Here is a 26288-nt window from a genome sequence, read left to right as displayed (position 1 = left end):
GCGTAATGCTTGGTATTAGTCTCCTATTGTTTGGTTGTGCAACGCCGCCGCCTGATAATCAAGATAATATATGTGATATTTTTCGCCAATACCCCAGTTGGTATGAAGATGCTTTAGATATGAATGATGAATATGGCGTGCCTATTCAGATTTCCATGGCATTTATGAAACAAGAAAGCTCTTTTGTTGGTGATGCTAAGCCGCCTCGTTATTACTTTTTAGGTTTTATTCCTTGGGGACGAATGAGTAGTGCGTATGGTTATGCACAAGCCCAAGACCCTGTGTGGTCCGAATATCAAGATGAAGTGAATTCTTGGTCTTCAAGAGATGATTTTGGCGATGCCATTATGTTTATTGGCTGGTACATGGATGGTTCGCAAAAGCGTCTAGGCATTTCTAAGTGGGATGCTTACAACCAATACCTTGCGTACCATGACGGTCGTGGTGGTTTTAAACGAAAGACATATCAGAACAAGCCTTCACTAATGAAGGTCGCTCGTCGAGTAGAGCAAACCGCAAAAAATTATGGCTGGCAGTTGAAAAAGTGCCAAGCTGAACTGGAAGATAACCGCAGTTGGTTTTTTTAATGGAACCAATTGTGTTGCAAAGAATTAGGAGAATAAGTAATGCCTTTATTAGATAGCTTCACCGTCGATCACACTCGTATGAGCGCACCTGCAGTTCGTGTTGCCAAGACAATGCAAACCCCAAAAGGCGATACCATTACAGTATTTGATTTACGTTTTTGTATCCCGAATAAAGATATTTTATCTGAGAAAGGGATTCATACTTTAGAGCATTTATATGCCGGCTTTATGCGTGCTAACTTAAACAGTAGTGAAGTGGAAATTATCGATATTTCACCAATGGGTTGTCGCACAGGTTTCTATATGAGTTTGATTGGTACTCCGACTGAACAACAAGTAGCAGATGCTTGGCTTGCAGCGATGAATGATGTACTGAAGGTAGAAGACCAGAATAAAATCCCTGAATTGAATGAGTACCAATGTGGCACTTACTCAATGCATTCATTAACTGAAGCACAAGAGATTGCTAAAAACATCATTGCCGCGGGCATTCAAGTCAATAAAAATGATGAACTAGCACTACCTGAAAGCATGTTACAAGAGCTAAAAGTAGACTAGTAATGTATGCGAGTTTCGTCGCTTCGTTGCTCATATCTCGAATAAGCTGTTACAAATAGAAGGGCCCTTAGCTTATAACAAGCTAAGGGCCCTTTTAAATAATATTACTTCCATATAGATCGAGCAGCGAGAAGCAGGGCGTCCGAGGCTCGATCTCCGCTAACGTACTTTTTTAGGTTTTTTCTTCGAAGGGTAGACCTTCACTAACTTGATCTTGTTCTCGGCGATTTCAATTAATTCCATCTTATGGTTCGCCACTTCAATACTGAGGTAGCTTTCAGGAATATCCTCTAAATGTTCTAGAACCAAACCGTTTAATGTTCTTGGGCCATCGGTTGGTAGTTTCCAATTCAAACCTTTATTGATATCACGGATATTAGCACTGCCTTCAATCAGGTAACTGCCATCGCTTTGTGGCGTGATTTCATCGGCAAGGCTTGGAGACATAGAGGTAGTAAACTCACCAACGATCTCTTCAAGAATATCTTCTAAGGTAATTAAACCAATAATATCGCCGTATTCATCGACAATCATGCCAATGCGCTCTTTATTGCGTTGGAACTTTAATAGTTGAACGTTAAGCGGTGTTGCTTCTGGAATGAAATATACTTCATCGGCAGAACGCAGTAATGTTTCTTTATTAAATTCATTTTTTTCAAGCATTAAGCGGTAGGCTTTACGCAAACGCAACATGCCAACCACTTCATCAATCTGATCACGGTATAATACAACTCGGCCATGAGCTGAGTGAGTCAACTGACGAACAATCGACTTCCAGTCATCATTAATGTCGATGCCGGTGATTTCGTTACGAGGTACCATAATATCGTTTACCGTGACATGCTCTAAATCTAAAATTGAGATCAACATGTCTTGGTGACGACGAGGGATAAGGCTACCTGCCTCATTTACTACGGTGCGGAGCTCTTCGGAACTTAAAGGATCGCCTGTTGAATCTTCCGCTCTTACGCCTAATAAACGTAATAAGCCATTAGTGATGAAGTTGACGAGAATAACAAGTGGTGACAACACCTTCATTAATATGCGTAATAAAATACTACTTGAATATGAAACTCGTTCAGGGTAAAGCGCTGCTAATGTTTTTGGTGTAATTTCAGCAAACACAAGAATGACTAAGGTGAGTACACCTGTGGCAATTGCTACCCCATAATCGCCGTATAAACGCATCCCTATGATGGTGGCAATCGCAGAGGCAAGAATGTTAACTAGGTTGTTACCAATTAAGATAAGACCGATTAAGCGATCTGGGCGTTCAAGGAGTGACTCAACTCGCTTAGCCCCTTTGTGCCCTTGATTAGCAAGATGCCGCAAACGGTAACGGTTTAGAGACATCATGCCAGTTTCTGAGCTAGAGAAATAAGCTGAAATGAGGATAAGTATTGCAAGTAGGGCAAACAACAGCCCCGTCGATATTTCACCCAAACTTAGGTTTTCCTTTGATTATTATAATTAGATACAAACCATCTGCGCGATAATTTGAAGTTAGCAGTTATGACGAAATCTTATTATCCTGTCAATAGATGGGGCAATTATACCCAAGTAACCTCAAGATGCGAGTTTCAGCATCTTGAGGTAATAATTAGTTTAAAATTACTTCTCTAACAAAGCGGCTACCGAAGTAAGCTAGTGTGAGTAGGCTCGTACCGCTAATGGATAACCAAAGTACTCTTTTGCCTCGCCAGCCTTGTTGGTAATGCCCCCATAATAAAATGCAGTATAAAACCCAAGCAATAAAGGATAGAACACTTTTATGAGCATTGGCTGAAGAGAACATACCTTCGGTGTAGATGGCTCCAGTAACAAGTGTTGCCGTTAATAAAACCGTACCAATTAGTATGACCTTGAAAAGATGCCTTTCCACCATCATTAAAGGAGGGAGGTTAGGGTTAATGAGCAATGATTTTTTGCTTTTCAGTTGATGATCAAGCCATGCCAACTGCAGAGCAAATAGAGCTCCGATGGCAAGGGTTGAATAAGCAAATAGCGCAATGGTGATATGAATCAGTAATTCAACTTTTCCTTCAAAGTGAGTAATGAAGGTGCTTGGTAGAAAGTTGGCAGCGCACAGGTTAATCGCAGCAAAGCTATAAACAACTGGTAATAAAAACCAAAGGCGTGTTTTCCACATCGAAACCGTGAGTACTAAACAGATAATAAAACCAATTAAAGAAGCGACATTGAGAATACTCATGTTTTGCCCATTAGGGTTTAAAATGAGATCGCTAATTAACCAACCGTGAGTGGCGATGGCAAGAATAGCTAAACTAAATACCAGCTTAATTCTGATGCCAGAGCGGTGCACTAGCCCCGGGACGATCATGCAAGTCGCCGCGAAATATAAAATAACAGCAATGATTGAAAGCAAGTTTTCCATATTACTCATTAAAAAAATCCATCAGATAGGTAATTATAACTCTTATGGGGGGTGTGGGTATATAGTCACACCTAACGAGGATACTATCATTTTAAACGGGAGAATTATTCATCTCACAGAAGAAAAAATAGCCAAGAATAGGAAAGTCAGTGAAACATCGAGCTTGCATCGTTATACTACCCTTATTCAAAGGCCAAATGGCCCAACTTAATTAGAGTAAAAAGCTGAAATATCCCTGAATCTTCAGTGTCTTCATTCCGCTTTTTCAATAAAACTTATGTTTAATTAGGCAGAATCATGTTTGATAATTTAACCGAAAGACTGTCCGGTACGCTGAAAAATATCAGTGGTAAAGGGCGCTTAACAGAAGATAACATCAAAGATACTTTACGCGAAGTACGTATGGCGTTACTTGAAGCGGATGTTGCCCTTCCTGTTGTTCGTGATTTCGTAAAACAAGTAAAAGAGCGTGCCGTTGGTATTGAGGTTTCTAAATCGTTAACACCAGGCCAAGAGTTCATCAAGATCGTTCAAGCTGAACTTGAGTCAGTGATGGGCGAATCGAACGAAGCGCTAAATCTTGCTGCTCAGCCTCCAGCTGTGATTTTAATGGCCGGTTTACAAGGTGCGGGTAAAACCACCAGTGTTGGTAAATTATCGAAATTATTAACCGAGCGTGATAAGAAAAAAGTGCTGGTGGTGTCTGCTGACGTTTATCGTCCAGCGGCGATCAAACAGCTTGAAACCTTAGCAACCGAAGTCGGGACGGATTTTTTTCCATCAAGTGCTGACCAAAATCCGATCGATATTGCTAATGCCGCTATCGATCACGCGAAGAAAAAATTCTATGACGTTGTGATTCTGGATACCGCGGGTCGTTTAGCGGTTGATGAAGAAATGATGTCTGAAATCAAAGACCTTCATCAAGCGATCAAACCGGTAGAAACGCTGTTTGTGGTTGATGCCATGACAGGTCAAGATGCGGCGAACACCGCAAAAGCTTTTGGTGATGCACTACCGTTAACTGGTGTCATCCTAACTAAAGTGGATGGTGATGCGCGTGGTGGTGCTGCATTGTCGGTTCGGCATATCACAGGAAAGCCAATTAAGTTTTTAGGTGTTGGTGAAAAAACTGATGCATTAGAAGCTTTCCACCCAGATCGTGTTGCTTCGCGAATTTTAGGTATGGGCGATGTTCTGTCTCTTATTGAAGATCTAGAGAAGAATGTAGATAAAGCCAAAGCTGAAAAAATGGCGAAGAAGTTCAAGCAGAAGAAAGGCTTTGACTTAGAAGATTTCCGTGAACAACTTGGCCAGATGAAAAACATGGGCGGCATGGCAGGCATGATGAACAAACTGCCAGGCATGGGGAATTTACCTGCTAATGTTAAAGATCAAGTTGATGATAAAATGTTCACGCAAATGGAAGCGATGATTAATTCGATGACCATGAAAGAGCGCGAACATCCTGAACTGATTAAAGGTTCACGTAAAAAACGTATCGCTGCCGGTTCAGGCACTCAAGTTCAAGACGTTAACCGTATGCTAAAACAATTTACCCAAATGCAGAAAATGATGAAAAAAATGCAGAAAGGTGGAATGAAAGGCATGATGCGCAACATGCAAGGCATGATGGGCGGCGGTGGTATGGGAGGAATGGGCGGCTTCGGTCGTTAATTCAATTTCATCCAAATGCGTTTCGTGACATGAAGTGTTAACTCTGTCACACTATGTTTTTGATGAAAACTTAAACATAAAGATACTTAAAGCCCTTGCATTGACTCTGAATAAGAGTAAAATTCGGGGGCTTTATTTTGGCACGAGGCCCCAAGTCGTTTTTATCCTCACATTGTGAGTGAAAAAACAAGGTTTGGGGCTAATTTAATTATTGAGAAAGCAAAAGAGGACGACATGGTAACCATTCGTTTGGCACGTCACGGCGCTAAAAAGCGTCCATTTTATCAAATCGTTGTAGCTGACAGCCGTTGTGCAGCAACTGGTCGCTACATTGAAAACGTAGGTTTCTTTAACCCTACAGCTCAAGGTCAAGAAGAAGGTCTACGTTTAGACCTAGATCGCGTTAACCACTGGGTTGGTCAAGGCGCATCTGTATCTGACCGTGTTGCTAAACTAGTTAAAGACGCTCAAAAAGCGGCTTAATTATTAGCACATTAGTAGTTGTAAAGGTTGAAGGTAAAAACAATGAGTGAACAACAAAACGAAAAAATCGTTGTAGGTAAGCTTGGTTCTTCTTACGGCATTCGTGGTTGGCTTAAAGTTTTTTCCTATACCGACAACGCTGAAAGTATTTTTGAGTACAGCCCTTGGTTTATTAAACAAAAGGGTCAATTGGTTCAATATAAAGTTGAAAGCTGGAAACGCCATAATAATGGTTATGTTTGTAAGCTTGAAGGCATCGATATTCGCGAAGACGCACAATTGTACGCTAACGTTGAAATCTTGATTGATCCAATCGCACTACCTGAACTGTCAGAAGCAGAATTCTACTGGCGTGAGTTGTTTGGTATGCAAGTTTACACAACTCAAGGCTATCACTTAGGTGAAGTGACTGATTTGATGGAAACGGGCTCAAATGATGTTCTAGTAGTAAAAGCGAACTTAAAAGATGCTTTTGGCCAAAAGGAACGATTAATTCCGTTCCTTGAAGAGCAAGTGATCAAAAATGTTGATCGCACAGCTCAACGGATCGAAGTTGACTGGGATCCTGGATTCTAGACACCTAACTAGATAAGCGAGAAACACAATGTGGATTGGCATAATTAGCCTGTTTCCCGACATGTTCCGAGCCGTATCTGATTATGGTGTTACTGGTCAAGCGGTTAAAAAAGGTCTTTTATCATTAGAGTCATGGAACCCTCGTGATTTCACTCATGATAAGCATCGCACTGTTGATGATAGACCTTACGGTGGTGGCCCTGGCATGTTGATGATGGTTCAGCCTTTGAGCGATGCCATTAATGCAGCCAAGCAAGCTTCACCGGGTAAGGCGAAAGTAATCTACTTATCTCCCCAAGGTCGTAAACTCGACCAGCAAGGAGTTGAAGAGTTGGCAACCAATGAGAACTTGATTCTGATTTGCGGCCGCTACGAAGGAGTAGATGAGCGCATTATTGAATCTTATGTTGATGAAGAATGGTCGATAGGGGATTTTGTAATGACGGGTGGGGAAATCCCAGCCATGACGTTAATTGATTCAGTTTCTCGGTTTGTTCCGGGGGTGCTTGGAGATTTTGCGTCGGCAGAAGAAGACTCTTTTGCTAATGGCTTGTTGGATTGTCCGCACTACACACGTCCTGAAGTGTTAAACCAGAAAACGGTGCCAAGCGTACTGACTTCTGGGAATCATGAGGACATTCGTCGCTGGCGGTTAAAACAATCGCTAGGCCGTACTTGGCTTAGAAGACCAGAGCTTCTGGAAAACCTAGCTCTGACTGACGAACAGGAACAATTGCTGGCGCAGTTCATTCGTGAACAGCGGTCTTTGAAAAAAGATAGAAGCAACTAGCCTAATAAATTTAGTATCAGTTTAATCTAGGAAATAGACACATGAGTAATATCATCAAGGCTCTTGAAGAAGAGCAAATGAAACAAGACATCCCTGCATTTGCACCAGGTGACACTGTTGTAGTTCAGGTTAAAGTTAAAGAAGGCGACCGTGAGCGTCTACAGGCATTCGAAGGCGTTGTTATCGCTAAGCGTAACCGTGGTCTTCACTCAGCATTCACAGTTCGTAAAATCTCGAACGGTGAAGGTGTTGAGCGTGCTTTCCAAACTCACTCTCCAATGGTTGATAGCATTGAAGTTAAGCGTCGTGGTGCAGTACGTCGTGCCAAGTTGTACTACCTACGTGAGCGTTCTGGTAAGTCAGCTCGTATCAAAGAGAAGCTGGCTAAGAAGTAACGCACGCTGCGTTCTCAAAGTAAACGGGTCCCATTTGGGGCCCGTTTTTTGTTAGGTAGGGATCGCTGCGCTGCTAGGATCGCTACGCTTCTCGTTCCTAGTTGCTAGGAAAATATTATCCGAGAACGTTGTTGTTTTCACACGCAACACTTAACATGCTACTCGCAACCTTCTTTTTCCGTTCTCGAGCCACGAGAAGCGAAGCGCCCTAGACACGAGTAACGAAAAAACACTTCTTCCCATTCTTTGTTAAAAAAGCTACATTCCCAATAACAAAATCATCAAAGGAGAGAGATGCAATGGTTCGTATTGCAATTGCAGGCGCAGCAGGTCGAATGGGCCGCAACTTAGTAAAAGCTACCCACTTAAATCCAAACGCTCGAGTAGGAGCCGGTTCGGAAAGACCTGAGTCATCATTAGTCGGTGTTGATATTGGTGAGCTTTGTGGTGAAGGGCAATTTTCCGTTGCATTGGTAGATGATTTATCAAAGGTTATTTCGCAGTTTGATGTGATTGTTGATTTTACAGCTCCTAGCAGTACGTTAGCTAATATCGAACTTTGTAAATCACATGGCAAAAAAATTGTCATTGGCACAACCGGTTTCTCTGAGGAAGAGAAGCAGTTTATTGATCAAGCCGCTCAGGAAATCTCTATCGTGATGGCACCCAATTATAGTGTTGGTGTGAACCTGATGTTCAAGCTTTTAGAGAAAGCAGCTAAAGTAATGGGAGATTACTGCGATATTGAAGTTATTGAAGCTCATCATCGTCATAAAGTAGATGCACCATCGGGTACTGCTTTAGGTATGGGCGAAGCAATTGCTGGTGCGATGGGGAACAAACTCAGTGATGTGGCCGTTTATGCTCGTGAAGGGATTACCGGTGAAAGAACCAAAGATGAAATTGGTTTTGCAACTATCCGTGCAGGGGATATTATCGGTGAACATACTGCAATGTTCGCAGATATTGGTGAACGAGTAGAGATCACCCATAAAGCCACTGATCGCATGACTTTTGCCAATGGCGCAATTAAAGCGGCCGTTTGGTTAGAAACACAACCATCGGGCTTTTACACCATGCAAGATGTATTGGGGCTAAATGAGCTGTAACGATTTATACCCAATTAACTTGGGTATATATTCAGTTTCGAATAAATGAAATATATCAAAAGTGTTATTTTTAACGAAAAGCCGTTCAGATAATGAGCGGCTTTTTGGGTATTTTAGCTTAAGTAAAGAAACGATTACGTGAAATTGTTTTATTGTCTTTATTGTGCTCTATGGTGTTTATTTTTATTTGACGCCTAAAAATAACAGTTATTTTTGTTATTTTTGACAAAATGTAGCTACTTAAGTTTTTTTTGATAAAAAATAGTACTAAGAAAAGGTTTTTACATCTGTATGTGTGGTTAATTTTACTAATAGGTAGGTAGATTGTTGTTTTTGGGCCTTTAGTTAAATAAATGGTGTAAGTTGTCTTTTATTGTAGATTTCTTTTTCTAACACTATTGACACATTTAGCTACCATCTCTAGAATAGCGCCAATTTACCTAAATTCCATAAATATGGTTATTTAGAAAGATAAGAGCGAGAGCTTATACATTTATTTTGCATATTTATTCTGGAGGTTATCTTGAGTAATTCCGCACTGTTAGTCCTAGAAGATGGGACAGTGTTCCGCGGTCAATCCATTGGAGCAGATGGGTCCGCCGTTGGAGAAGTTGTTTTTAATACCTCGATGACGGGGTATCAAGAAATTCTCACTGATCCTTCCTATTCACAGCAAATCGTTACTCTAACTTATCCTCACATTGGCAATACCGGTACTAACTCAGAAGATGAAGAGTCCTCTTCAATTCATGCTCAAGGCTTAGTTATCCGTGATCTTCCTCTTATAGCTTCAAACTTCCGCAGTGAACAAACCCTTTCAGAATACTTAAAATCACAAAATATCGTCGGTATTGCTGATATTGATACACGTAAATTAACTCGTGTTTTACGTGAAAAGGGGGCGCAAAATGGTTGTATCGTAGCTTGCTCTTCTCTAAAAGAGAGTAATTTAGATGAAGCACTGGCATTAGCGAAAGCCAAAGAATTTCCAGGTCTTAAAGGTATGGATTTGGCCAAAGTGGTTTCTACCAAAGAGTCTTATTCTTGGAAACAAGGTTCGTGGACTTTAACTGATGGACTACCAGAAGCCAAATCTGACACTGAATTACCTTACCATGTTGTGGCTTACGATTTTGGTGCGAAACGTAATATTTTACGTATGCTCGTTGACCGTGGTTGTCGCTTAACTGTCGTTCCTGCAGAAACTTCAGCGGAAGAAGTATTAGCGTTAAATCCAGATGGCGTGTTCTTATCAAATGGACCTGGCGATCCAGAACCTTGTTCTTATGCTATTGAAGCAACCAAAACTTTCCTTGATAAAGGCTTACCTATCTTTGGCATCTGTCTTGGTCACCAGATCTTAGCCTTAGCTTCTGGCGCTCAAACCATTAAGATGAAGTTTGGCCACCATGGTGCTAACCATCCAGTAAAAGATCTTGATCGTAACGTTGTCATGATTACTTCACAGAACCACGGTTTTGCCGCGGATGAAGAAACATTACCTGAAAACCTACGTGCGACTCATAAGTCATTATTTGATGGTTCACTACAGGGGATTCACCGTACGGATAAGCCAGCATTTAGCTTTCAGGGGCACCCAGAAGCAAGTCCAGGTCCACACGATGCGGCGCCATTGTTTGACCACTTCATTGAATTAATCAAAGAACATAAGAAATAATTGGGAGTTGTAGAAAATGCCAAAACGTACTGACATAAAAAGCGTACTGATTTTAGGTGCTGGCCCAATTGTTATCGGTCAGGCTTGTGAATTTGACTACTCTGGTGCTCAAGCATGTAAAGCACTGCGTGAAGAAGGTTACCGAGTTATCCTAGTGAACTCTAACCCTGCCACCATCATGACTGACCCAGAAATGGCGGATGCTACTTACATCGAACCCATTCACTGGGAAGTGGTTCGTAACATTATTGCTAAAGAGCGCCCAGATGCAGTACTGCCTACCATGGGTGGTCAAACGGCTCTGAATTGTGCGTTAGATTTAGAAAAACACGGCATACTGGAAGAATTCGGCGTGGAAATGATTGGCGCGACTGCCGATGCAATTGATAAAGCCGAAGACCGTTCTCGTTTTGACCAAGCGATGAAGTCAATTGGTCTTGAGTGTCCACGTGCCGATACGGCGAAATCAATGGAAGAAGCTTACAAAGTTCTCGATATGGTTGGTTTCCCTTGTATCATCCGTCCTTCATTTACGATGGGGGGGACTGGTGGTGGTATCGCGTATAACAAAGAAGAATTTGAAGAAATTTGTCGTCGCGGTTTAGACCTTTCACCAACGAATGAACTTCTTATTGATGAATCATTGATTGGCTGGAAAGAATACGAGATGGAAGTGGTTCGCGACAAAGCGGATAACTGTATCATCGTATGTGCGATTGAAAACTTCGATGCAATGGGCATTCACACCGGTGACTCGATTACTGTTGCGCCTGCTCAAACACTGACAGATAAAGAATACCAATTAATGCGTAACGCTTCTTTAGCGGTATTGCGTGAAATTGGTGTTGAAACAGGTGGTTCAAACGTACAGTTTGGTATCAACCCGAAAGATGGCCGTATGGTTATCATCGAGATGAACCCTCGTGTATCTCGCTCATCTGCTCTAGCTTCTAAAGCAACAGGTTTCCCGATTGCAAAAATTGCAGCAAAACTGGCGATTGGTTATACGCTTGATGAGTTAATGAATGACATCACAGGTGGTGCAACCCCTGCGTCATTTGAACCAACTATCGACTACGTTGTGACTAAGATTCCTCGTTTTAACTTTGAGAAATTTGCTGGTGCGAATGACCGTCTAACCACTCAAATGAAGTCGGTTGGTGAAGTAATGGCGATTGGTCGTAATCAGCAAGAGTCACTGCAAAAAGCATTACGAGGCCTAGAAGTTGGCCGTAATGGTTTTGATGAAATGGTTGACCTCGATGCCCCTGATGCATTGACTAAGATCCGTCAAGAATTGAAAGAAGCGGGTTGTGACCGTATTTGGTACATTGCGGATGCATTCCGTGCTGGAATGTCTGTGGATGGCGTATTCAATCTAACCAATGTTGACCGTTGGTTCCTAGTTCAAATCGAAGAGCTAGTGAAATTGGAAGAAGAAGTGAAAGCAGGCGGTTACGCTGGTCTAAACGAAGATGTATTACGTAAAATGAAGCGCAAAGGCTTCGGTGATGCACGTTTAGCGAAACTACTTGGCGTAGCAGAAAGCGAAATTCGCCGTGCTCGTGAGCAATTCGATATTCATCCTGTTTATAAGCGTGTTGATACTTGTGCCGCTGAGTTTTCTTCTGATACGGCTTACATGTACTCATCATACGATGAAGAGTGTGAAGCGAATCCTTCAGACAAAGATAAAATCATGGTATTGGGCGGTGGTCCAAACCGTATCGGCCAAGGTATCGAATTTGACTACTGTTGTGTACATGCATCACTGGCATTACGTGAAGACGGTTATGAAACCATCATGGTGAACTGTAACCCTGAAACGGTTTCTACCGATTACGATACCTCTGACCGCTTATACTTCGAACCAGTAACATTGGAAGATGTGCTTGAAATCGTACGTATCGAGAAGCCAAAAGGCGTGATCGTTCAATACGGTGGTCAAACGCCTCTGAAACTGGCTCGTGCATTAGAAGCGGCTGGCGTGCCAATTATTGGTACTAGTCCAGATGCGATTGACCGTGCAGAAGACCGTGAGCGTTTCCAAACAGCGGTTGAGCGTTTAAATTTATTACAACCTGAAAATGCCACTGTAACTACGATGGAACAAGCGATTGAAAAATCACGTGAAATTGGTTATCCGTTAGTGGTTCGTCCTTCATATGTTCTTGGTGGTCGTGCGATGGAAATCGTATATGACGAGCAAGATTTACGTCGTTATTTTAATGAAGCAGTAAGTGTTTCAAATGAATCTCCAGTTCTTCTCGATCTATTCTTAGATGATGCTGTTGAAGTTGACGTTGATGCGATTTGTGACGGTGAGCAAGTGGTGATTGGCGGTATCATGGAACATATTGAGCAAGCGGGTGTTCACTCTGGTGACTCAGCATGTTCATTACCTGCTTATACCTTAAGCCAGGAAATCCAAGACGTAATGCGTGAGCAAGTTGAAAAGCTTGCGTTTGAGCTTGGTGTACGTGGCCTGATGAATACTCAGTTTGCGGTTAAAGATGGCAAGGTATACCTAATCGAAGTAAACCCTCGTGCAGCACGTACAGTTCCATTTGTCTCGAAAGCAACAGGCGCACCTTTAGCTAAAATTGCAGCACGCGTAATGGCTGGCCAATCTTTAGCATCACAAGGTTTCACTAAAGAAATCATTCCACCTTATTACTCAGTTAAAGAGGTTGTATTACCATTTAACAAGTTCCTAGGTGTAGATCCACTGTTAGGCCCAGAAATGCGCTCAACCGGTGAAGTGATGGGCGTAGGTAAAACCTTTGCTCAAGCGTTTGCGAAAGCGGAACTGGGCATTGGTAATGTTTACCCTGAAGGTGGCCGTGCATTACTTTCTGTTCGTAAAGAAGACAAAGAGCGTGTTGTAGAGTTGGCTTCTCAGCTAATTAAACTAGGCTATCAATTAGATGCAACACACGGTACCGCAGTCGTGCTAGGCGAAGCGGGAATTAACCCTCGCTTGGTGAATAAAGTACATGAAGGTCGTCCTCATATTCTTGACCGTATTAAGAACAATGAATACAGCTACATCGTGAATACGGCAGCCGGTCGTCAGGCTATTGAAGATTCAAAAGTACTACGTCGCGGCGCGCTTCAAGAGAAAGTTAACTATACGACGACCTTGAATGCAGCGTTTGCAAGCTGTATGGCACACAAAGAAGACAACCGCTCGGATGTGACATCTGTACAAGAGTTACATGCAAAAGTGAAAGGGTCTTTGGCGTAATAAGCAAACGTTAATAAATAAGCGTTAATAAGTAATAAAAATAAACCCACTTTAGTTGTGAAGCTAAAGTGGGTTTTTGTTTATTTGCGTTTCTCAGGGCTCGAGCGCTTTGCTTCTTGTCACTCGAGGTCAATACGGAAAGTTCGAGACATTAAATAAATGCCATTGATGTGAATGTGATGATTTTAAATTGTTCACTCATCACTCACTAGTCTTCTCGGCTCCCGAGCGTAATGTCTCCGTAACTCGTATCCACTCTTCTTTTTCGAGTCACGAGTAGCAAAGCGTCCTAGCTACGAGTACCGCTACTTTTCCTTTGTCGCCTTAATCAAATTCTGATAAAACGCTTGCTCAAATTGGGTTAGTGGTGGAATAGTGTCAGTGTTGTTTTTCGGGTGATAATCCGTCACTAATTGTACAAATATAGTCGATGGTTCGCTTTGGTCATTAAGTACAAAACCTGCCATATTGTGAGTGGCAAATAAAGAACCACTTTTCGCGACTATGTTGCCCTTTATTGGCGCTTTTCTCATGCTAGAGCGGTATTTTAATGTACCGTCTATACCGGCGGTTGGCATTAAGCGAATGAAGTCTAGTTTATTATCATTGACTTTAATGAATTTTAATACTGAGTACAGTTGATTTGGAGTCACTCGATTGTTACGAGAAAGCCCTGAACCATCCTCTAAAACTGCATTCGATAAATCGATTTTGGCCTGTTTCTTTAAAATCTGTTTAATTGCTTCGGTGCCATTAGCAAAGGAGCCAGCTTGATTAAAGTAATGTTCACCTAGGGTTTTGGTTAGGTTGTTGGCGTATAGATTATCGGAGTCTTTTAGCATGTGCTCTAGTAGAACAGGTAATGGTACAGAGAGATGCTTAGCCAGTACCTTTGTATTTTGGGCCTGTTCTTCTTTAGCCCTGATAGTTGTAGCTAATTTAATACTGCCTTTAAGCTTTATCCCTTGTTTATCTAAGATTTGATGCAAGGTTTCTGAGGCATATAAAAAGACGTTTTGTATGGCAAAGTTCAGAGGTAATGGCTGTTCTCGTTTCACTAAGCAGCCTGATAAACGGTAATGGTTAGTTGGAGTGGTCGTCAGTTCTAAATCACAGTACTGCTCTTTTTGTTGTTTACGGGTAATTGCAGTTGCTACCGTGCTCACATTAACAGGCTGATGCTTTGGCGTGAACACACGAGTACTGCCATCAGCATTAGTATAAATGGATGCCATCACACAGTTACCATTTAAAGTAATTGCGCTGGAAGGGGTACTGTAACAAACCCCCAAAATATCCCACGGCCAACCGACTGCTTTTTCATAACCAGTAAAAGCACCGTTATCTAGGATAAGATCGCCGTTAATTGTTGAGATGTTTGCATTTTTTAACAGCTGACTAATGTCGGCGGAAGTTAAACTCGGATCGCCAGAAAAGCGTATTACTAGATCTTTATCATGTTGATCTAATTGTGTTGAGTAACGAAAATCATCACCCAGTTCGATTTTAGCGGCCAGTGCGGTTATTAACTTTAATGTACTGGCTGGTGGAAATAGCTGATCACTGTTCTGTCTCAAAAATGTCGAGCTTGGTGATTTGGCGATTAAGCCCACTCGAGCCTCTGATGGCAGAATATCGTTACTTAGGAAATGTGGTTTGATAGGCGGCGCAGCGTAGCTTGAAACTGAGAATAAAAAAGAAGTCGCTAAGACAATAACAGAGGTGAAACGCATAGTTCAATCCATGAAGTGGAGGAGAACAAAGTATAAACAAAAACGCCCACTTAAGCTAAGTGGGCGTTTGTCGTTTTACACAAATTTAACGGCTTAAGCCATCAAATTAGAATGCATAGCGGAAACCAACTTGGAATTGATCTTCAGTTTGGTTTTCACTTGCAGCATCACTGTCAGATAGTAGGTTAAATTGGTATGCACCATATACCGTCGCATTACCGAAGTAGCGAGCGTACTCAACAGCAACAAAATTTAGATTTAAGTCATCGTAGCTATTTTCATCAGCATTGAAGTAGCTATATGTCATGTTTACGTTGTTGTCACCAAAGGTGTAGCCAGCGTAAGCATCAGCGGCATCGAAATCAGACTCATCAGCAGAAGAACGAGCAATTTTACCGCCTTCATATGTTGCTGCTAATAAGATTCCATTATTAGTATAGCGAACCGCTGCCGTGTAAGTGTTGTTATCGCCAGTGCTGATACGATCGTCACCTGCATTGTTAGCATCAGTTTGTGCATAACCTAAACCAAGCTCTAAAGTGTCAGTCAGTTTATATGCACCGATAACGCCAAAACCATCTGCATTTTGAGTGACAGCAGTGCCATCTGAGTCAGAGTCACCTTGAACACTTGCTTGGATTGTCAGTTTTTCAGTGTTAAAAGCGTAACGTAGAACGTTGTTAGCACGGTCAGACGTTGCAACGTTATATTCATTGATGTAACCACTGAATACTTCTGCTATATCGGTGAAGTTCGTTAGGTAAGTAAAAGCATTATCTTGATGACCGTAAGTTAAACTACCAAATTTTTGAGACTGCACACCACCATACATATAACGAGTGTTAATTTGCGCATCATCTCCTTCTGGATCGCTGTTTTCGGTGATTTCCCACTCAGTGAAACCAATGAAAGAGATATCATCATTTAGTTTTTGTTCGCCACCTAAGTTAAAACGTACACGTGATGCATCTTTATAGATGTCGTCATCTTTGCCATCACGAACACCATTATCATCAACAGATTTATTAGCATCAGAGAAGTTAGCACGAACTTCAACACGGCCACCCATGTTTAAAGTAGAAGTGTCATCTTTGTAGATAGTTGCTGCAGAAGCTACAGTTGATACTGAAGCAGCGGCCACTGCTAAAGCTAGTAATGTTTTTTTCATTGTATTAATCCTAATAGTTTAATGATTAAAGTTGGTAGCTTAATGACTACTCTATCACTTTGTTTGTAGACAGATTTGTTACTGAATACATAGGCTTTCTTTTATCCAACTAATATATAGTGCATATATTGATAGCTGACATAAATAATGACTGCATGTTTTATACCGTGTAAGTTCCCATTCAAGATAGTCAAATGATCTCAAAATACCTAAAAATCACACCTTTCATATTGATTTTGTTTTTTTAGTTTTAATTTAGCTATTGTATTTAGTGGGTTATGTCGCTTGGTTGGATTTTGTGATTGGGATCTCAAATTTGTTTTTTTTAGATTTTTGCCGCGAAATTAACTTAAAGTGGTTGTGTTTTAGAAAAATTTAAAGCTTCAAAAGCACTTGTATTTTCAATGAAATGTGATTGAAATCTTATTTTTATAGTGACGAAATAACCAAGTTTAATTACACTAGTTGTCAATTAAATATTCTAACGGCACCTACTCAGCATCAAGTTGAGTGGGTATTTTTTGTCTGAGGTTCGCTCTTTGGAGTTGAAGTCGGAGTGAGGTTTTTAAAATGGATAAAGTCCCAATGACTGTGTGTGGTGAGCAATTACTACGTACAGAATTAGAAGCATTATTAAAGCGCCGCCCATTAATCTCGGCAGCCATTGCCGAAGCGCGCGAATTAGGTGATTTAAAAGAAAATGCTGAATACCATGCTGCTCGTGAAGAACAAGGCATTTGTGAAGCTCAGATTCGCGATATTGAGTATAAGTTGTCTGTTGCTCAAGTAATTGATGTATCTAAAATGGATAATACTGGAAAAGTTATTTTTGGTACAACGGTAACCTTACTTGATATTGATACTGACAAAGAAGTGAAATATACAATTGTCGGTGACGATGAAGCCGATATCAAAGCAGGTAAAATTTCAGTAAGCTCTCCAATTGCTCGTGGTTTAATTGGTAAAATGGAAGGTGATGAAGTGGTTATTTCAACTCCAGGTGGGGATAAAGACTTCGAAATTACCCAAGTGGATTATATTTAAGTATCCAGGGTAATTGTTTGATTAAAAAGCCGCAGTTGATGCGGCTTTTTTGTTTAAGATGGAAGTGAGGTGCGGGGACGCTTTGCTCGAGTAACGAAAAGCTCAAACGTGCTTTAGTTGATGTATCATATGCAGCGCATCAGTGGTTTACTCGCCACTCGACGCGTTCTCGGATCTCGCAACATAAAAAAGATCGCGCTAGGCGATCTTTTATTTGATATAAATTGAAAGTTGCAAGTAAGTGATTACTTACGTGGGATCTCAATTTTACGCTGTTCGCTTTGACGGAATAAAACCAAAACTTTACCAATGGTTTGTACTTTTTCTGCTTTAGTTTCACGAACAATAGCGTCTATAATTAGTGACTTGGTTTCACGGTCTTCAGAAGCGACTTTGACTTTAATCAGCTCGTGATGGTCAAGTGCAAGCTCAATTTCCGCAAGAACAGCTTCAGTCAATCCATTTGCGCCCATTAGCACGACAGGTTTTAAATTGTGAGCTAGTCCTTTCAAATGCTGCTTTTGTTTGGTGCTTAGGTTCATTGTGCGGCCATTTTTTTATAGTATAAGGGTTGAAAACATCTATTTTAGCGCCATCTATTGTGGAAGACTATATTTTCCGTAATAGTTTTTATTAATCGCAACGGCTCTTGTGATGTTTTCTGCAGTAGCTGAAGCTTCCTATCACACTGTGTGGGAAGTGTTGAATAATCAGTAGGAATAAAATGAGTAAGAAAAAACATTCGGCCAGTTCTGGTCGTTGGTTACAAGAGCATTTTGATGATAAATATGTAGCGGAAGCCCAAAAGAGGGGCTACCGTTCACGTGCTATTTTCAAAATTGAAGAGATCCAAGAGAAAGATAAACTCTTAAAACCTGGAATGACAGTCGTAGATTTAGGCGCTGCACCTGGCGGCTGGTCTCAATATGCAGCTGAAATTGTAGGCGATGATGGGCAAGTAATAGCTTGTGACATTTTATCTATGGATTCGATCGTTGGCGTTAGCTTTCTTCAGGGGGATTTTCGTGAAGAAGCCGTGTTAGATGCCTTACTAGAACGGATTCAACCTGATATGGTGGATGTAGTAATGTCTGACATGGCTCCCAATATGAGTGGGAATCTTGCGGTAGACCAACCAAGAGCTATGTATTTAGTTGAATTAGCGTTGGATATGTGTCGACAAGTTCTAGCTCCAGATGGTAGTTTTGTGGTTAAGGTATTCCAAGGCGAAGGCTTTGATCAGTACGTCAAAGATGTACGAGAAATGTTTAAAGCTGTAAAAATTCGTAAACCAGACTCTTCACGTGCGCGTTCTCGTGAGGTATATATCGTAGCTACAGGATATAAACTGTAGTAATCTACTTTTAATTAATAGTGACCGAGAGGCTGACACCTTGAGTGACATGGCAAAAAATTTAATTTTATGGCTAGTAATCGCCGTAGTTTTGATGTCAGTTTTCCAGAGCTTTGGGCCTGGGGACAGTAACGGAAAAGCGATTGATTACACATCCTTTGTAAAAGACGTTGGTCAAGGCCAAGTTCGTGAGGCAAAGTTCAAGGATAGAGAAATTACCTTTGTTCGAACTGATAATTCTCGCAATGTAACTTATATGCCGGTTTATGATGATAAGCTTCTCGACGATCTTATTAACCAAAATGTGAAAGTATCGGGTACTCCACCTGAGCAACAAAGCCTATTAGGTACTATCTTCATTTCTTGGTTCCCTATGATCTTATTGATCGGGGTGTGGATTTTCTTCATGCGACAAATGCAAGGCGGCGGTGGCAAAGGAGCGATGTCGTTTGGTAAGAGTAAAGCTCGCATGATGGGTGAAGAGCAAATTAAGACGACTTTTGCAGACGTTGCTGGTTGTGATGAAGCTAAAGAAGACGTAAAAGAGTTGGTTGATTATTTACGCGATCCGAGTCGTTTCCAAAAGCTTGGTGGTAAAATTCCAACAGGCGTATTGATGGTTGGTCCTCCAGGTACAGGTAAAACTTTATTGGCGAAAGCAATTGCTGGTGAAGCGAAAGTACCATTCTTTACTATTTCTGGTTCTGATTTCGTAGAAATGTTTGTTGGTGTTGGTGCATCTCGTGTACGTGACATGTTCGAGCAAGCGAAAAAAGCCTCACCTTGTATCATCTTTATTGATGAAATCGATGCCGTAGGTCGCCAACGTGGCGCGGGTGTGGGTGGCGGTCATGATGAACGTGAACAAACATTAAACCAAATGCTGGTTGAAATGGATGGTTTTGAAGGAAACGAAGGTATTATCGTGATTGCGGCAACTAACCGCCCTGACGTACTAGACCCTGCATTACTTCGCCCAGGCCGTTTTGACCGCCAAGTTGTGGTTGGTTTACCTGACGTTCGTGGTCGTGAGCAAATTTTAAAAGTACACATGCGTAAAGTGCCGCTAGCTGAAAATGTTGAGCCGTCACTGATTGCACGTGGTACGCCTGGCTTCTCTGGTGCCGATCTTGCAAACCTAGTTAACGAAGCTGCATTATTTGCTGCGCGTGGTAACAAGCGTAATGTTTCTATGGTTGAGTTCGAGCTTGCCAAAGATAAAATTATGATGGGAGCAGAGCGTCGTTCAATGGTACTGACTGAAGAAACCAAAGCTTCGACCGCGTACCATGAAGCAGGCCATGCGATTGTTGGTCGCTTAGTTCCTGAACACGACCCGGTTTATAAAGTATCAATTATTCCACGTGGCCGTGCATTAGGTGTGACCATGTACTTACCTGAACAAGATCGTGTAAGTATGTCTCGCCAGCATTTAGAGTCGATGATTTCTAGCCTTTATGGTGGTCGTTTGGCTGAAGAGCTTATTTATGGCTCAGAAAAAGTATCGACAGGTGCTTCTAACGATATTGAACGTGCGACAGATATTGCTCGCAAGATGGTGACTCAATGGGGTTTCTCTGAAAAACTTGGTCCTTTGCTTTATGCAGAAGATGAAGGTGAAGTATTCCTAGGTCGATCTGTTACACAAACTAAGCATATGTCTGATGACACGGTTCGTTTGATTGACCAAGAAGTTCGAGCGTTAATTGATCGTAATTATGAGCGTGCGAAGAAAATCTTAGAAGATAATATGGATATCATGCATGCAATGAAAGATGCATTGATGAAATATGAAACGATTGATGCTGGTCAGATTGATGACTTGATGAATCGTGCAGAAACAATTCGTGCTCCACAAGGCTGGACTGACAGCGAAGTGAAACCTGCAGAGCCGACTGCTAAGACACCAGACGCTAAAGGTGAAACTAAGCCTGATTCTGAACAATCAAAAGACGACAATGAATCAAAAAATAAAGATTCATAAGCTTTAATAAGCATACTCAAGCCCTGATGAAAGTCGGGGCTTTTTGCTTTCTATCCCATGCCCGATTAACCTACATCTAATTTAAGTATTGCAGAGGTTATTTGGCCTTCTACCTCGCCTAAGCAAATTGTGAGTAATATTCTTACTATGAAATTAATTTCCAATCACAAACAACTTGATCTTAGCCGTCCTCAAATTATGGGGATTTTAAATGCTACGCCTGATTCTTTCTCGGATGGAGGTAAGTTTAATCAACTTGATAAAGCTCTCTTACAAGTTGACGCTATGATAGCGGCGGGTGCGACTATTATCGATATTGGTGGTGAGTCAACGCGTCCTGGGGCAAAGGACGTATCGTTAGAAGATGAATTAAATCGTGTTATTCCACTGGTGAAAGCGATTCGTCAAAAATCAGATGTTTGGATTTCTATTGATACCAGTAAATCGGAAGTGATGAAGCAAAGCATCGAATGTGGTGCAGATATTATTAATGATGTGCGTTCTCTGAGCTTATCAGGCGCACTAGATGTGGTTGCCAAGGCAAATGTCCCTGTGTGTATTATGCATATGCAAGGTGAGCCTAAAACCATGCAAGATAATCCTGAGTATCAAGACGTATTACAAGATGTTGATGATTTTCTAACTCAGCGTATCGATGCGTGTGTTACGGCAGGAATTAAGCGTGAAAATATAATTATTGATCCCGGTTTTGGTTTTGGTAAAACTTTGGCGCATAATTATCATTTACTGGCAAACCTTGAACGTTTTCATGAATATAAATTACCGATTCTTGCCGGAATGTCGAGAAAGTCTATGGTATCGAAGGCCCTTAATAAGCCAACCAGTGAATGTGTTATAGGTAGCGTGGTATGTGCAACACTCGCCGCTCAGCAAGGGGCTCAAATTATTCGAGTCCATGACGTACAAGAAACTCAAGATGCCATGCGTATTCTTGAAATGATCCAAACTAATCAATAATTCAATTTACTTAATGGTGATTCTCCATATTTGCCATTAATAAGCCGTTTGAAGAATAAGGACAAATCATGTCAACGAGAAAATATTTTGGTACTGATGGTGTACGTGGCAAAGTTGGTAACTATCCAATCACTCCAGATTTTGTATTAAAGCTAGGCTGGGCTGCGGGCCGTGTATTAGCGAAACAAGGTACAAAGCAAGTTATTATTGGTAAAGATACTCGTATTTCTGGCTATATGCTGGAATCGGCATTAGAAGCGGGTCTGGCTGCAGCTGGGTTAAAGGCGATCTTAACTGGCCCAATGCCAACACCTGCTGTGGCTTATTTAACACAAACATTTCGTGCAGAAGCGGGTATTGTGATCTCGGCATCCCATAACCCTTATTACGATAACGGTATTAAGTTCTTTTCATCGGAAGGCACCAAGTTAGCGGATGATATTGAATTGGCGATTGAAGCTGAACTTGAAAAAGATATCGAATGTGTTGAATCAGCTATGTTAGGTAAAGCTAAGCGTATGGTCGATGCTGCTGGTCGTTATATTGAGTTTTGTAAGAGTACTTTCCCGAACGAATTAAGCCTGAAAGGTTTAAAAATTGTTGTCGATTGTGCGCATGGTGCGACCTATCACATTGCTCCAAATGTCTTTACTGAATTAGGCGCTGATGTTATTGCTATGGGTTGTGAGCCAAATGGCTTGAATATCAATGACCAAGTTGGTGCAACAGATGTTCGTGCTCTACAGCAACGTGTTATTGATGAAAAAGCTGATCTAGGTTTAGCATTTGATGGTGACGGTGACCGAATCATCATGGTTGATGAACTAGGTAATAAAATCGATGGTGACCAGATTGCTTATATCATTGCTCGAGATGCACTGCGTCGTGGTGAGCTGAAAGGAGGGGTAGTCGGTACTTTGATGACTAACCTAGGCATGGAAAATGGCTTAAAACAGTTAGGTATCCCTTTTGTTCGTTCAAAAGTCGGCGACCGCTACGTGATGGAACAGTTATTAGAAAAAGGTTGGAAAATTGGTGCAGAGAACTCTGGCCATGTAATTTTGCTTGATAAAGTGACAACTGGTGATGCAATTGTTGCCGCGCTTCAAGTGCTTGCTTCAATTGTAGGCAGCAAATTATCACTTAGTGCCTTAGCATCAGGTATGACTTTATATCCACAAGTTTTAGTGAATGTACGTTTTTCAGGTGATATTGATCCGTTGCAGAATCAAGAAGTATTAGATTCAGTTAAAGACGTTGAGTCTAAATTAGGTGATAAAGGTCGAGTATTATTACGTAAATCAGGTACTGAGCCACTGATCCGAGTAATGGTTGAAGGTGAAGATGCTAATCTAGTTGAATCTTCGGCGAATGCGATTGCTGAAAAAGTAAAAGAGAATTGCTAAAACAGCTTAAGGCGGGTGGGGAATCGCAACTGGTCTGTTTATTGTTGTTTTGTCCCTTTTTTAATCGTTTGAACCGCAAGTTATACTTTTTTGGCAATTTTCACTTGTCAGTTAGTGTCGCTTTAGTTAGTATCACTGCGCCTCATTAGGGAGGTGCGCTATTGTTTTGAACAAAAGCAATAGCTCAGAAATTTAGAACATAGGTGGAAAAATGTTAACAGTTCTACTTGTGATTTATCTACTGGTTGCGCTTGGTGTAATTGGCCTAGTGTTGATTCAGCAAGGTAAAGGCGCAGACATGGGAGCCTCTTTCGGGGCTGGAGCATCAAATACAGTATTTGGCTCTGGTGGCTCAGGTAATTTCCTTACCCGTTCAACAGCGATTTTTGCAACAATTTTCTTTATTATTAGTTTGGTTCTTGGTCATATGTCAACGGCGAAGCATGAATCTAAGTTTGCTGCACCACAGTTAAGTGTTGAGCAGAAGACTGATAAAGAACAAGTTGTTACTGATGAAATTCCAGCGCCTAAGAGCGGTGACGAAATTCCTCAGTAATTGTTACTCTGGTAACAGTTATTCTTAATAAGAATATTGCCGAGATGGTGAAATTGGTAGACACGCTAGCATGAGGTGCTAGTGCCTTATGGTGTGGGGGTTCAAGTCCCCCTCTCGGCACCATTTTTTTGTAAAACTTGTAATGTCTATTGTGGCGAGTATAATGCGCTCAGATAGAAAGCAAAATCGGACGCGGGGTGGAGCAGCTTGGTAGCTCGTCGGGCTCATAACCCGAAGGTCGTTGGTTCAAATCCGGCCCCCGCAACCAATCCTTTATAGGATATGCTGTTATAAGTTTCCGTATTAAAAGTCTGACTTTTAATACAACTAAGCATAGAATATATGCTTGGTAATATCAGGGTCCAGCAATAAAAAACCCCGACTTATCGGGGTTTTTTATTATCTGCATAACTTGATTGGTCAAAATAGACCGATCAAATTATAAATTATGCAGATAATGCATGGTGTTTGAATTGGGCTTTAAGCCCTTTTTTTGTTTCTGGACGATCGGCTTTAAGCTTAGCTTCTTGGTTTTGTTAGCTTTTTATTTGTTAAAGCAACAAAATGTGGAGAAGGCTTCATTTCCGGAGAGAGTATGACTGGTTTAGAAAAACAATTAACCGAATTATTGGAAGCGCCAGTGGCCGCTTCTGGTTATGAATTAATCGGCTTGGAATTTATCCGAGCGGGTGAACACTCCACATTGCGTATTTTTATTGATCATGAAAATGGCATCAATGTTGATGATTGTGCAGAAGTTAGCCGCCAAGTAAGTGCGGTGATGGATGTTGAAGATCCAATTACAGTTGCATACAACTTAGAAGTTTCCTCGCCAGGCTTAGAACGTCCACTGTTCAAACCTGCTCACTACCAACAATTCATTGGTCACGATGTTAACTTGGTATTGAAAATGGCGGTCAATAACCGTCGTAAGTGGAAAGGCGTGATTACCGCTATTGAGGGTGAAATTGTCACCATTACCCTAGATGGCAACGAAGAACAATTTGCTTTAAGTAATATTTCTAAAGCTAACTTGATACCAAAATTTTAAGTCTGAAGAGGCGATAACAATGAACAAAGAAATTTTAGCGGTTGTTGAAGCAGTTTCGAATGAAAAAGCTGTTCCCCGTGAGCGTATTTTTGAAGCATTAGAAATTGCTTTAGCTACGGCAACAAAAAAGAAAAGCCCACACGAAATTGAAGTACGTGTTGAAATCGACCGTAAAACGGGGGATTTTGAAACATTCCGTCGTTGGTTAGTCGTTGAAGACGTTGAATTCCCAACCAAAGAGATTTCAATTGAAGCGGCGAAATACGATGACGAAGAGATTGAACTTGGTGGTTACATTGAAGATGATATGGAGTCAGTAACCTTTGACCGTATTACGACTCAAACTGCTAAGCAAGTTATTGTACAAAAAGTACGTGAAGCTGAGCGAGCTCAAATCGTTGAACAATTCATCGATAATGAAGGCGAGCTAGTGACGGGTGTTGTGAAGAAAGCAACGCGTGATGCAGTTATCGTTGATCTCGGTAATAATGCGGAATCAGTGATCTTACGTGAAGATCAACTGCCACGTGAAAACTTGCGTGCAGGTGACCGTATTCGTGGTCTTTTATATGCAGTTAAACCTGAAGCGCGTGGTTTCCAACTATTCTTAACTCGTTCTAAACCTGAAATGCTGATTGAACTTTTCCGCATTGAAGTGCCAGAAATTGGTGAAGAACTGATTGAATTAAAAGCGGCTGCTCGCGATCCTGGTTCTCGCGCTAAGATTGCAGTTAAAACTAACGACCGTCGTATTGACCCAGTTGGTGCTTGTGTTGGTATGCGTGGCGCACGTGTACAAGCCGTATCTGGCGAGCTTGGTGGTGAGCGTATCGACATCGTTCTTTGGGATGATAACCCAGCGCAATTCGTGATTAATGCAATGGCTCCTGCTGATGTGGCTTCAATCATTGTTGATGAAGACTCACATTCAATGGATATTGCGGTTGAAGCAGATAACCTAGCTCAAGCGATTGGCCGTAGCGGTCAAAATGTACGTCTGGCTTCTCAGCTTACTGGTTGGGAATTAAATGTCATGACAGTAGCTGAGTTGAATAGTAAACACCAAGAAGAATCAGTTGCTGCTATCGAAGGCTTTATGAAGCATTTAGATATTGAGCAAGATTTTGCCGAATTACTGGTTGAAGAAGGTTTCTCTACTCTTGAAGAAATCGCTTACGTTCCAGTGAACGAATTACTTGAAATTGATGGGCTTGAAGAAGAGTTAGTTGAAGAGTTACGTGGCCGTGCGAAAAATGCACTGACTACATTAGCGCTTGCTCAAGAAGAATCATTTGAAGGTTTAGAGCCTGCTGAAGACCTACTTGCTTTAGACGGCTTAGAGCGCGAAATGGCGTTTAAACTCGCGGCTAAAGGGGTAGTGACTTTAGAAGATTTAGCGGACCAAGGCACTGATGAGTTAGAAGGCATCGAAGGTCTAAGTGAAGAGCGTGCAGGCGAATTAATTATGGCCGCACGTAACATTTGCTGGTTTGGCGACGAAGAATAATTTTCAGCAAGG

General features: G+C 41.5%; 23 protein-coding genes and 2 tRNA genes. 20 read left to right on the top strand and 5 right to left on the bottom strand.

What is annotated here, in order from left to right:
* Positions 1–5: 5 nt before the first annotated feature.
* Together ACN0T8_RS11695 and luxS are read left to right on the top strand one after the other, a co-directional pair.
* Positions 6–587: a hypothetical protein gene (locus tag ACN0T8_RS11695; protein ID WP_417880800.1), complete on the top strand. Its 582-nt coding sequence runs from the start codon at positions 6–8 to the stop codon at positions 585–587.
* Between the two features lie 39 nt (positions 588–626).
* The gene (gene luxS, locus ACN0T8_RS11690; RefSeq protein WP_237294744.1) at positions 627–1145 is read left to right on the top strand and encodes an S-ribosylhomocysteine lyase; all 519 of its coding nucleotides are present in this window, start codon (positions 627–629) and stop codon (positions 1143–1145) included.
* A gap of 159 nt (positions 1146–1304) precedes the next feature.
* Here luxS and ACN0T8_RS11685 read toward each other — a convergent pair whose 3' ends face one another.
* The gene (locus tag ACN0T8_RS11685) at positions 1305–2588 is read right to left on the bottom strand and encodes an HlyC/CorC family transporter (RefSeq protein ID WP_417880799.1); all 1284 of its coding nucleotides are present in this window, start codon (positions 2586–2588) and stop codon (positions 1305–1307) included.
* Between the two features lie 157 nt (positions 2589–2745).
* A complete protein-coding gene (locus tag ACN0T8_RS11680) occupies positions 2746–3549 on the bottom strand; it encodes a cytochrome C assembly family protein (protein WP_417880798.1) in 804 nt (267 codons plus the stop codon).
* Positions 3550–3837: 288 nt separating this feature from the next.
* On the opposite strand from ACN0T8_RS11680, the gene ffh reads away from it, so the two are divergent.
* The 8 genes from ffh (at position 3838) to carB (ending at position 13495) form a co-directional block, all read left to right on the top strand.
* Positions 3838–5217, top strand: a complete 1380-nt coding sequence (gene ffh / locus ACN0T8_RS11675; protein WP_417880797.1) for a signal recognition particle protein — start codon at positions 3838–3840, stop codon at positions 5215–5217.
* Positions 5218–5451: 234 nt separating this feature from the next.
* Positions 5452–5700: a 30S ribosomal protein S16 gene (rpsP, locus tag ACN0T8_RS11670; RefSeq protein ID WP_027697617.1), complete on the top strand. Its 249-nt coding sequence runs from the start codon at positions 5452–5454 to the stop codon at positions 5698–5700.
* Between the two features lie 42 nt (positions 5701–5742).
* Positions 5743–6276: a ribosome maturation factor RimM gene (rimM, locus tag ACN0T8_RS11665; protein ID WP_417880796.1), complete on the top strand. Its 534-nt coding sequence runs from the start codon at positions 5743–5745 to the stop codon at positions 6274–6276.
* A 28-nt stretch (positions 6277–6304) separates the two neighbouring features.
* Positions 6305–7066 (top strand): tRNA (guanosine(37)-N1)-methyltransferase TrmD, encoded by a 762-nt coding sequence (trmD, locus tag ACN0T8_RS11660; RefSeq protein ID WP_417880795.1) that lies wholly within the window; start codon positions 6305–6307, stop codon positions 7064–7066.
* Positions 7067–7107: 41 nt separating this feature from the next.
* Positions 7108–7461: a 50S ribosomal protein L19 gene (gene rplS, locus ACN0T8_RS11655; RefSeq protein ID WP_027697614.1), complete on the top strand. Its 354-nt coding sequence runs from the start codon at positions 7108–7110 to the stop codon at positions 7459–7461.
* A gap of 299 nt (positions 7462–7760) precedes the next feature.
* On the top strand, positions 7761–8570 hold the full coding sequence (gene dapB, locus ACN0T8_RS11650; protein WP_417880794.1) for a 4-hydroxy-tetrahydrodipicolinate reductase: 810 nt from the start codon (positions 7761–7763) through the stop codon (positions 8568–8570).
* Between the two features lie 523 nt (positions 8571–9093).
* Entirely contained in the window at positions 9094–10248 is a 1155-nt protein-coding gene (gene carA, locus ACN0T8_RS11645) for a glutamine-hydrolyzing carbamoyl-phosphate synthase small subunit (RefSeq protein WP_417880793.1), read from the top strand.
* 16 nt (positions 10249–10264) lie between these two features.
* On the top strand, positions 10265–13495 hold the full coding sequence (carB, locus tag ACN0T8_RS11640; protein WP_417880792.1) for a carbamoyl-phosphate synthase large subunit: 3231 nt from the start codon (positions 10265–10267) through the stop codon (positions 13493–13495).
* Positions 13496–13800: 305 nt separating this feature from the next.
* Here the strand turns inward: carB and dacB are convergent, their stop codons facing one another.
* Both dacB and ACN0T8_RS11630 read right to left on the bottom strand, forming a co-directional pair.
* Positions 13801–15228, bottom strand: coding sequence for a serine-type D-Ala-D-Ala carboxypeptidase (dacB, locus tag ACN0T8_RS11635; protein WP_417880791.1), 1428 nt, complete (start codon positions 15226–15228; stop codon positions 13801–13803).
* A gap of 106 nt (positions 15229–15334) precedes the next feature.
* Positions 15335–16396, bottom strand: a complete 1062-nt coding sequence (locus tag ACN0T8_RS11630; RefSeq protein ID WP_417880790.1) for a porin — start codon at positions 16394–16396, stop codon at positions 15335–15337.
* A gap of 570 nt (positions 16397–16966) precedes the next feature.
* On the opposite strand from ACN0T8_RS11630, the gene greA reads away from it, so the two are divergent.
* Positions 16967–17440, top strand: a complete 474-nt coding sequence (gene greA, locus ACN0T8_RS11625; RefSeq protein ID WP_417880789.1) for a transcription elongation factor GreA — start codon at positions 16967–16969, stop codon at positions 17438–17440.
* A 245-nt stretch (positions 17441–17685) separates the two neighbouring features.
* Here the strand turns inward: greA and yhbY are convergent, their stop codons facing one another.
* Positions 17686–17982, bottom strand: a complete 297-nt coding sequence (gene yhbY, locus ACN0T8_RS11620) for a ribosome assembly RNA-binding protein YhbY (RefSeq protein ID WP_417880788.1) — start codon at positions 17980–17982, stop codon at positions 17686–17688.
* A 182-nt stretch (positions 17983–18164) separates the two neighbouring features.
* Between yhbY and rlmE the strand changes: the two genes are divergently transcribed.
* From rlmE to nusA, 9 genes are all read left to right on the top strand, one after another.
* A complete protein-coding gene (gene rlmE / locus ACN0T8_RS11615; RefSeq protein ID WP_417880787.1) occupies positions 18165–18794 on the top strand; it encodes a 23S rRNA (uridine(2552)-2'-O)-methyltransferase RlmE in 630 nt (209 codons plus the stop codon).
* Between the two features lie 40 nt (positions 18795–18834).
* A complete protein-coding gene (ftsH, locus tag ACN0T8_RS11610) occupies positions 18835–20778 on the top strand; it encodes an ATP-dependent zinc metalloprotease FtsH (protein WP_417880786.1) in 1944 nt (647 codons plus the stop codon).
* Positions 20779–20925: 147 nt separating this feature from the next.
* A complete protein-coding gene (gene folP / locus ACN0T8_RS11605) occupies positions 20926–21756 on the top strand; it encodes a dihydropteroate synthase (RefSeq protein WP_417880785.1) in 831 nt (276 codons plus the stop codon).
* 68 nt (positions 21757–21824) lie between these two features.
* The gene (gene glmM, locus ACN0T8_RS11600) at positions 21825–23162 is read left to right on the top strand and encodes a phosphoglucosamine mutase (protein WP_417880784.1); all 1338 of its coding nucleotides are present in this window, start codon (positions 21825–21827) and stop codon (positions 23160–23162) included.
* Positions 23163–23373: 211 nt separating this feature from the next.
* On the top strand, positions 23374–23718 hold the full coding sequence (secG, locus tag ACN0T8_RS11595; protein WP_417880783.1) for a preprotein translocase subunit SecG: 345 nt from the start codon (positions 23374–23376) through the stop codon (positions 23716–23718).
* 38 nt (positions 23719–23756) lie between these two features.
* Positions 23757–23841, top strand: a tRNA-Leu gene (locus ACN0T8_RS11590).
* A 68-nt stretch (positions 23842–23909) separates the two neighbouring features.
* A tRNA-Met gene (locus tag ACN0T8_RS11585) sits at positions 23910–23986 on the top strand.
* Between the two features lie 327 nt (positions 23987–24313).
* Positions 24314–24769, top strand: a complete 456-nt coding sequence (gene rimP / locus ACN0T8_RS11580; RefSeq protein WP_417880782.1) for a ribosome maturation factor RimP — start codon at positions 24314–24316, stop codon at positions 24767–24769.
* A gap of 19 nt (positions 24770–24788) precedes the next feature.
* Positions 24789–26276 (top strand): transcription termination factor NusA, encoded by a 1488-nt coding sequence (gene nusA, locus ACN0T8_RS11575; RefSeq protein ID WP_417880781.1) that lies wholly within the window; start codon positions 24789–24791, stop codon positions 26274–26276.
* Positions 26277–26288: the final 12 nt, after the last annotated feature.

This window comes from Vibrio sp., from assembly GCF_048266485.1.
Classification (GTDB): domain Bacteria; phylum Pseudomonadota; class Gammaproteobacteria; order Enterobacterales; family Vibrionaceae; genus Vibrio.
Note: the sequence above shows the minus strand (reverse complement) of the source record. Positions and strands in the feature narration are given on the sequence as shown.

What these genes read in the sequence shown, in the direction of transcription:
- yhbY (WP_417880788.1), bottom strand. Translation starts at nt 17,982, where the DNA reads ATGAACCTAAGCACCAAACAAAAGCAGCATTTGAAAGGACTAGCTCAC.
- dapB (WP_417880794.1), top strand. Translation starts at nt 7,761, where the DNA reads ATGGTTCGTATTGCAATTGCAGGCGCAGCAGGTCGAATGGGCCGCAAC.
- folP (WP_417880785.1), top strand. Translation starts at nt 20,926, where the DNA reads ATGAAATTAATTTCCAATCACAAACAACTTGATCTTAGCCGTCCTCAA.
- luxS (WP_237294744.1), top strand. Translation starts at nt 627, where the DNA reads ATGCCTTTATTAGATAGCTTCACCGTCGATCACACTCGTATGAGCGCA.
- ACN0T8_RS11695 (WP_417880800.1), top strand. Translation starts at nt 6, where the DNA reads ATGCTTGGTATTAGTCTCCTATTGTTTGGTTGTGCAACGCCGCCGCCT.
- trmD (WP_417880795.1), top strand. Translation starts at nt 6,305, where the DNA reads ATGTGGATTGGCATAATTAGCCTGTTTCCCGACATGTTCCGAGCCGTA.
- rpsP (WP_027697617.1), top strand. Translation starts at nt 5,452, where the DNA reads ATGGTAACCATTCGTTTGGCACGTCACGGCGCTAAAAAGCGTCCATTT.
- rplS (WP_027697614.1), top strand. Translation starts at nt 7,108, where the DNA reads ATGAGTAATATCATCAAGGCTCTTGAAGAAGAGCAAATGAAACAAGAC.
- ffh (WP_417880797.1), top strand. Translation starts at nt 3,838, where the DNA reads ATGTTTGATAATTTAACCGAAAGACTGTCCGGTACGCTGAAAAATATC.
- glmM (WP_417880784.1), top strand. Translation starts at nt 21,825, where the DNA reads ATGTCAACGAGAAAATATTTTGGTACTGATGGTGTACGTGGCAAAGTT.
- rimP (WP_417880782.1), top strand. Translation starts at nt 24,314, where the DNA reads ATGACTGGTTTAGAAAAACAATTAACCGAATTATTGGAAGCGCCAGTG.
- ACN0T8_RS11630 (WP_417880790.1), bottom strand. Translation starts at nt 16,396, where the DNA reads ATGAAAAAAACATTACTAGCTTTAGCAGTGGCCGCTGCTTCAGTATCA.
- rimM (WP_417880796.1), top strand. Translation starts at nt 5,743, where the DNA reads ATGAGTGAACAACAAAACGAAAAAATCGTTGTAGGTAAGCTTGGTTCT.
- ACN0T8_RS11680 (WP_417880798.1), bottom strand. Translation starts at nt 3,549, where the DNA reads ATGAGTAATATGGAAAACTTGCTTTCAATCATTGCTGTTATTTTATAT.
- secG (WP_417880783.1), top strand. Translation starts at nt 23,374, where the DNA reads ATGTTAACAGTTCTACTTGTGATTTATCTACTGGTTGCGCTTGGTGTA.
- carB (WP_417880792.1), top strand. Translation starts at nt 10,265, where the DNA reads ATGCCAAAACGTACTGACATAAAAAGCGTACTGATTTTAGGTGCTGGC.
- nusA (WP_417880781.1), top strand. Translation starts at nt 24,789, where the DNA reads ATGAACAAAGAAATTTTAGCGGTTGTTGAAGCAGTTTCGAATGAAAAA.
- dacB (WP_417880791.1), bottom strand. Translation starts at nt 15,228, where the DNA reads ATGCGTTTCACCTCTGTTATTGTCTTAGCGACTTCTTTTTTATTCTCA.
- greA (WP_417880789.1), top strand. Translation starts at nt 16,967, where the DNA reads ATGGATAAAGTCCCAATGACTGTGTGTGGTGAGCAATTACTACGTACA.
- rlmE (WP_417880787.1), top strand. Translation starts at nt 18,165, where the DNA reads ATGAGTAAGAAAAAACATTCGGCCAGTTCTGGTCGTTGGTTACAAGAG.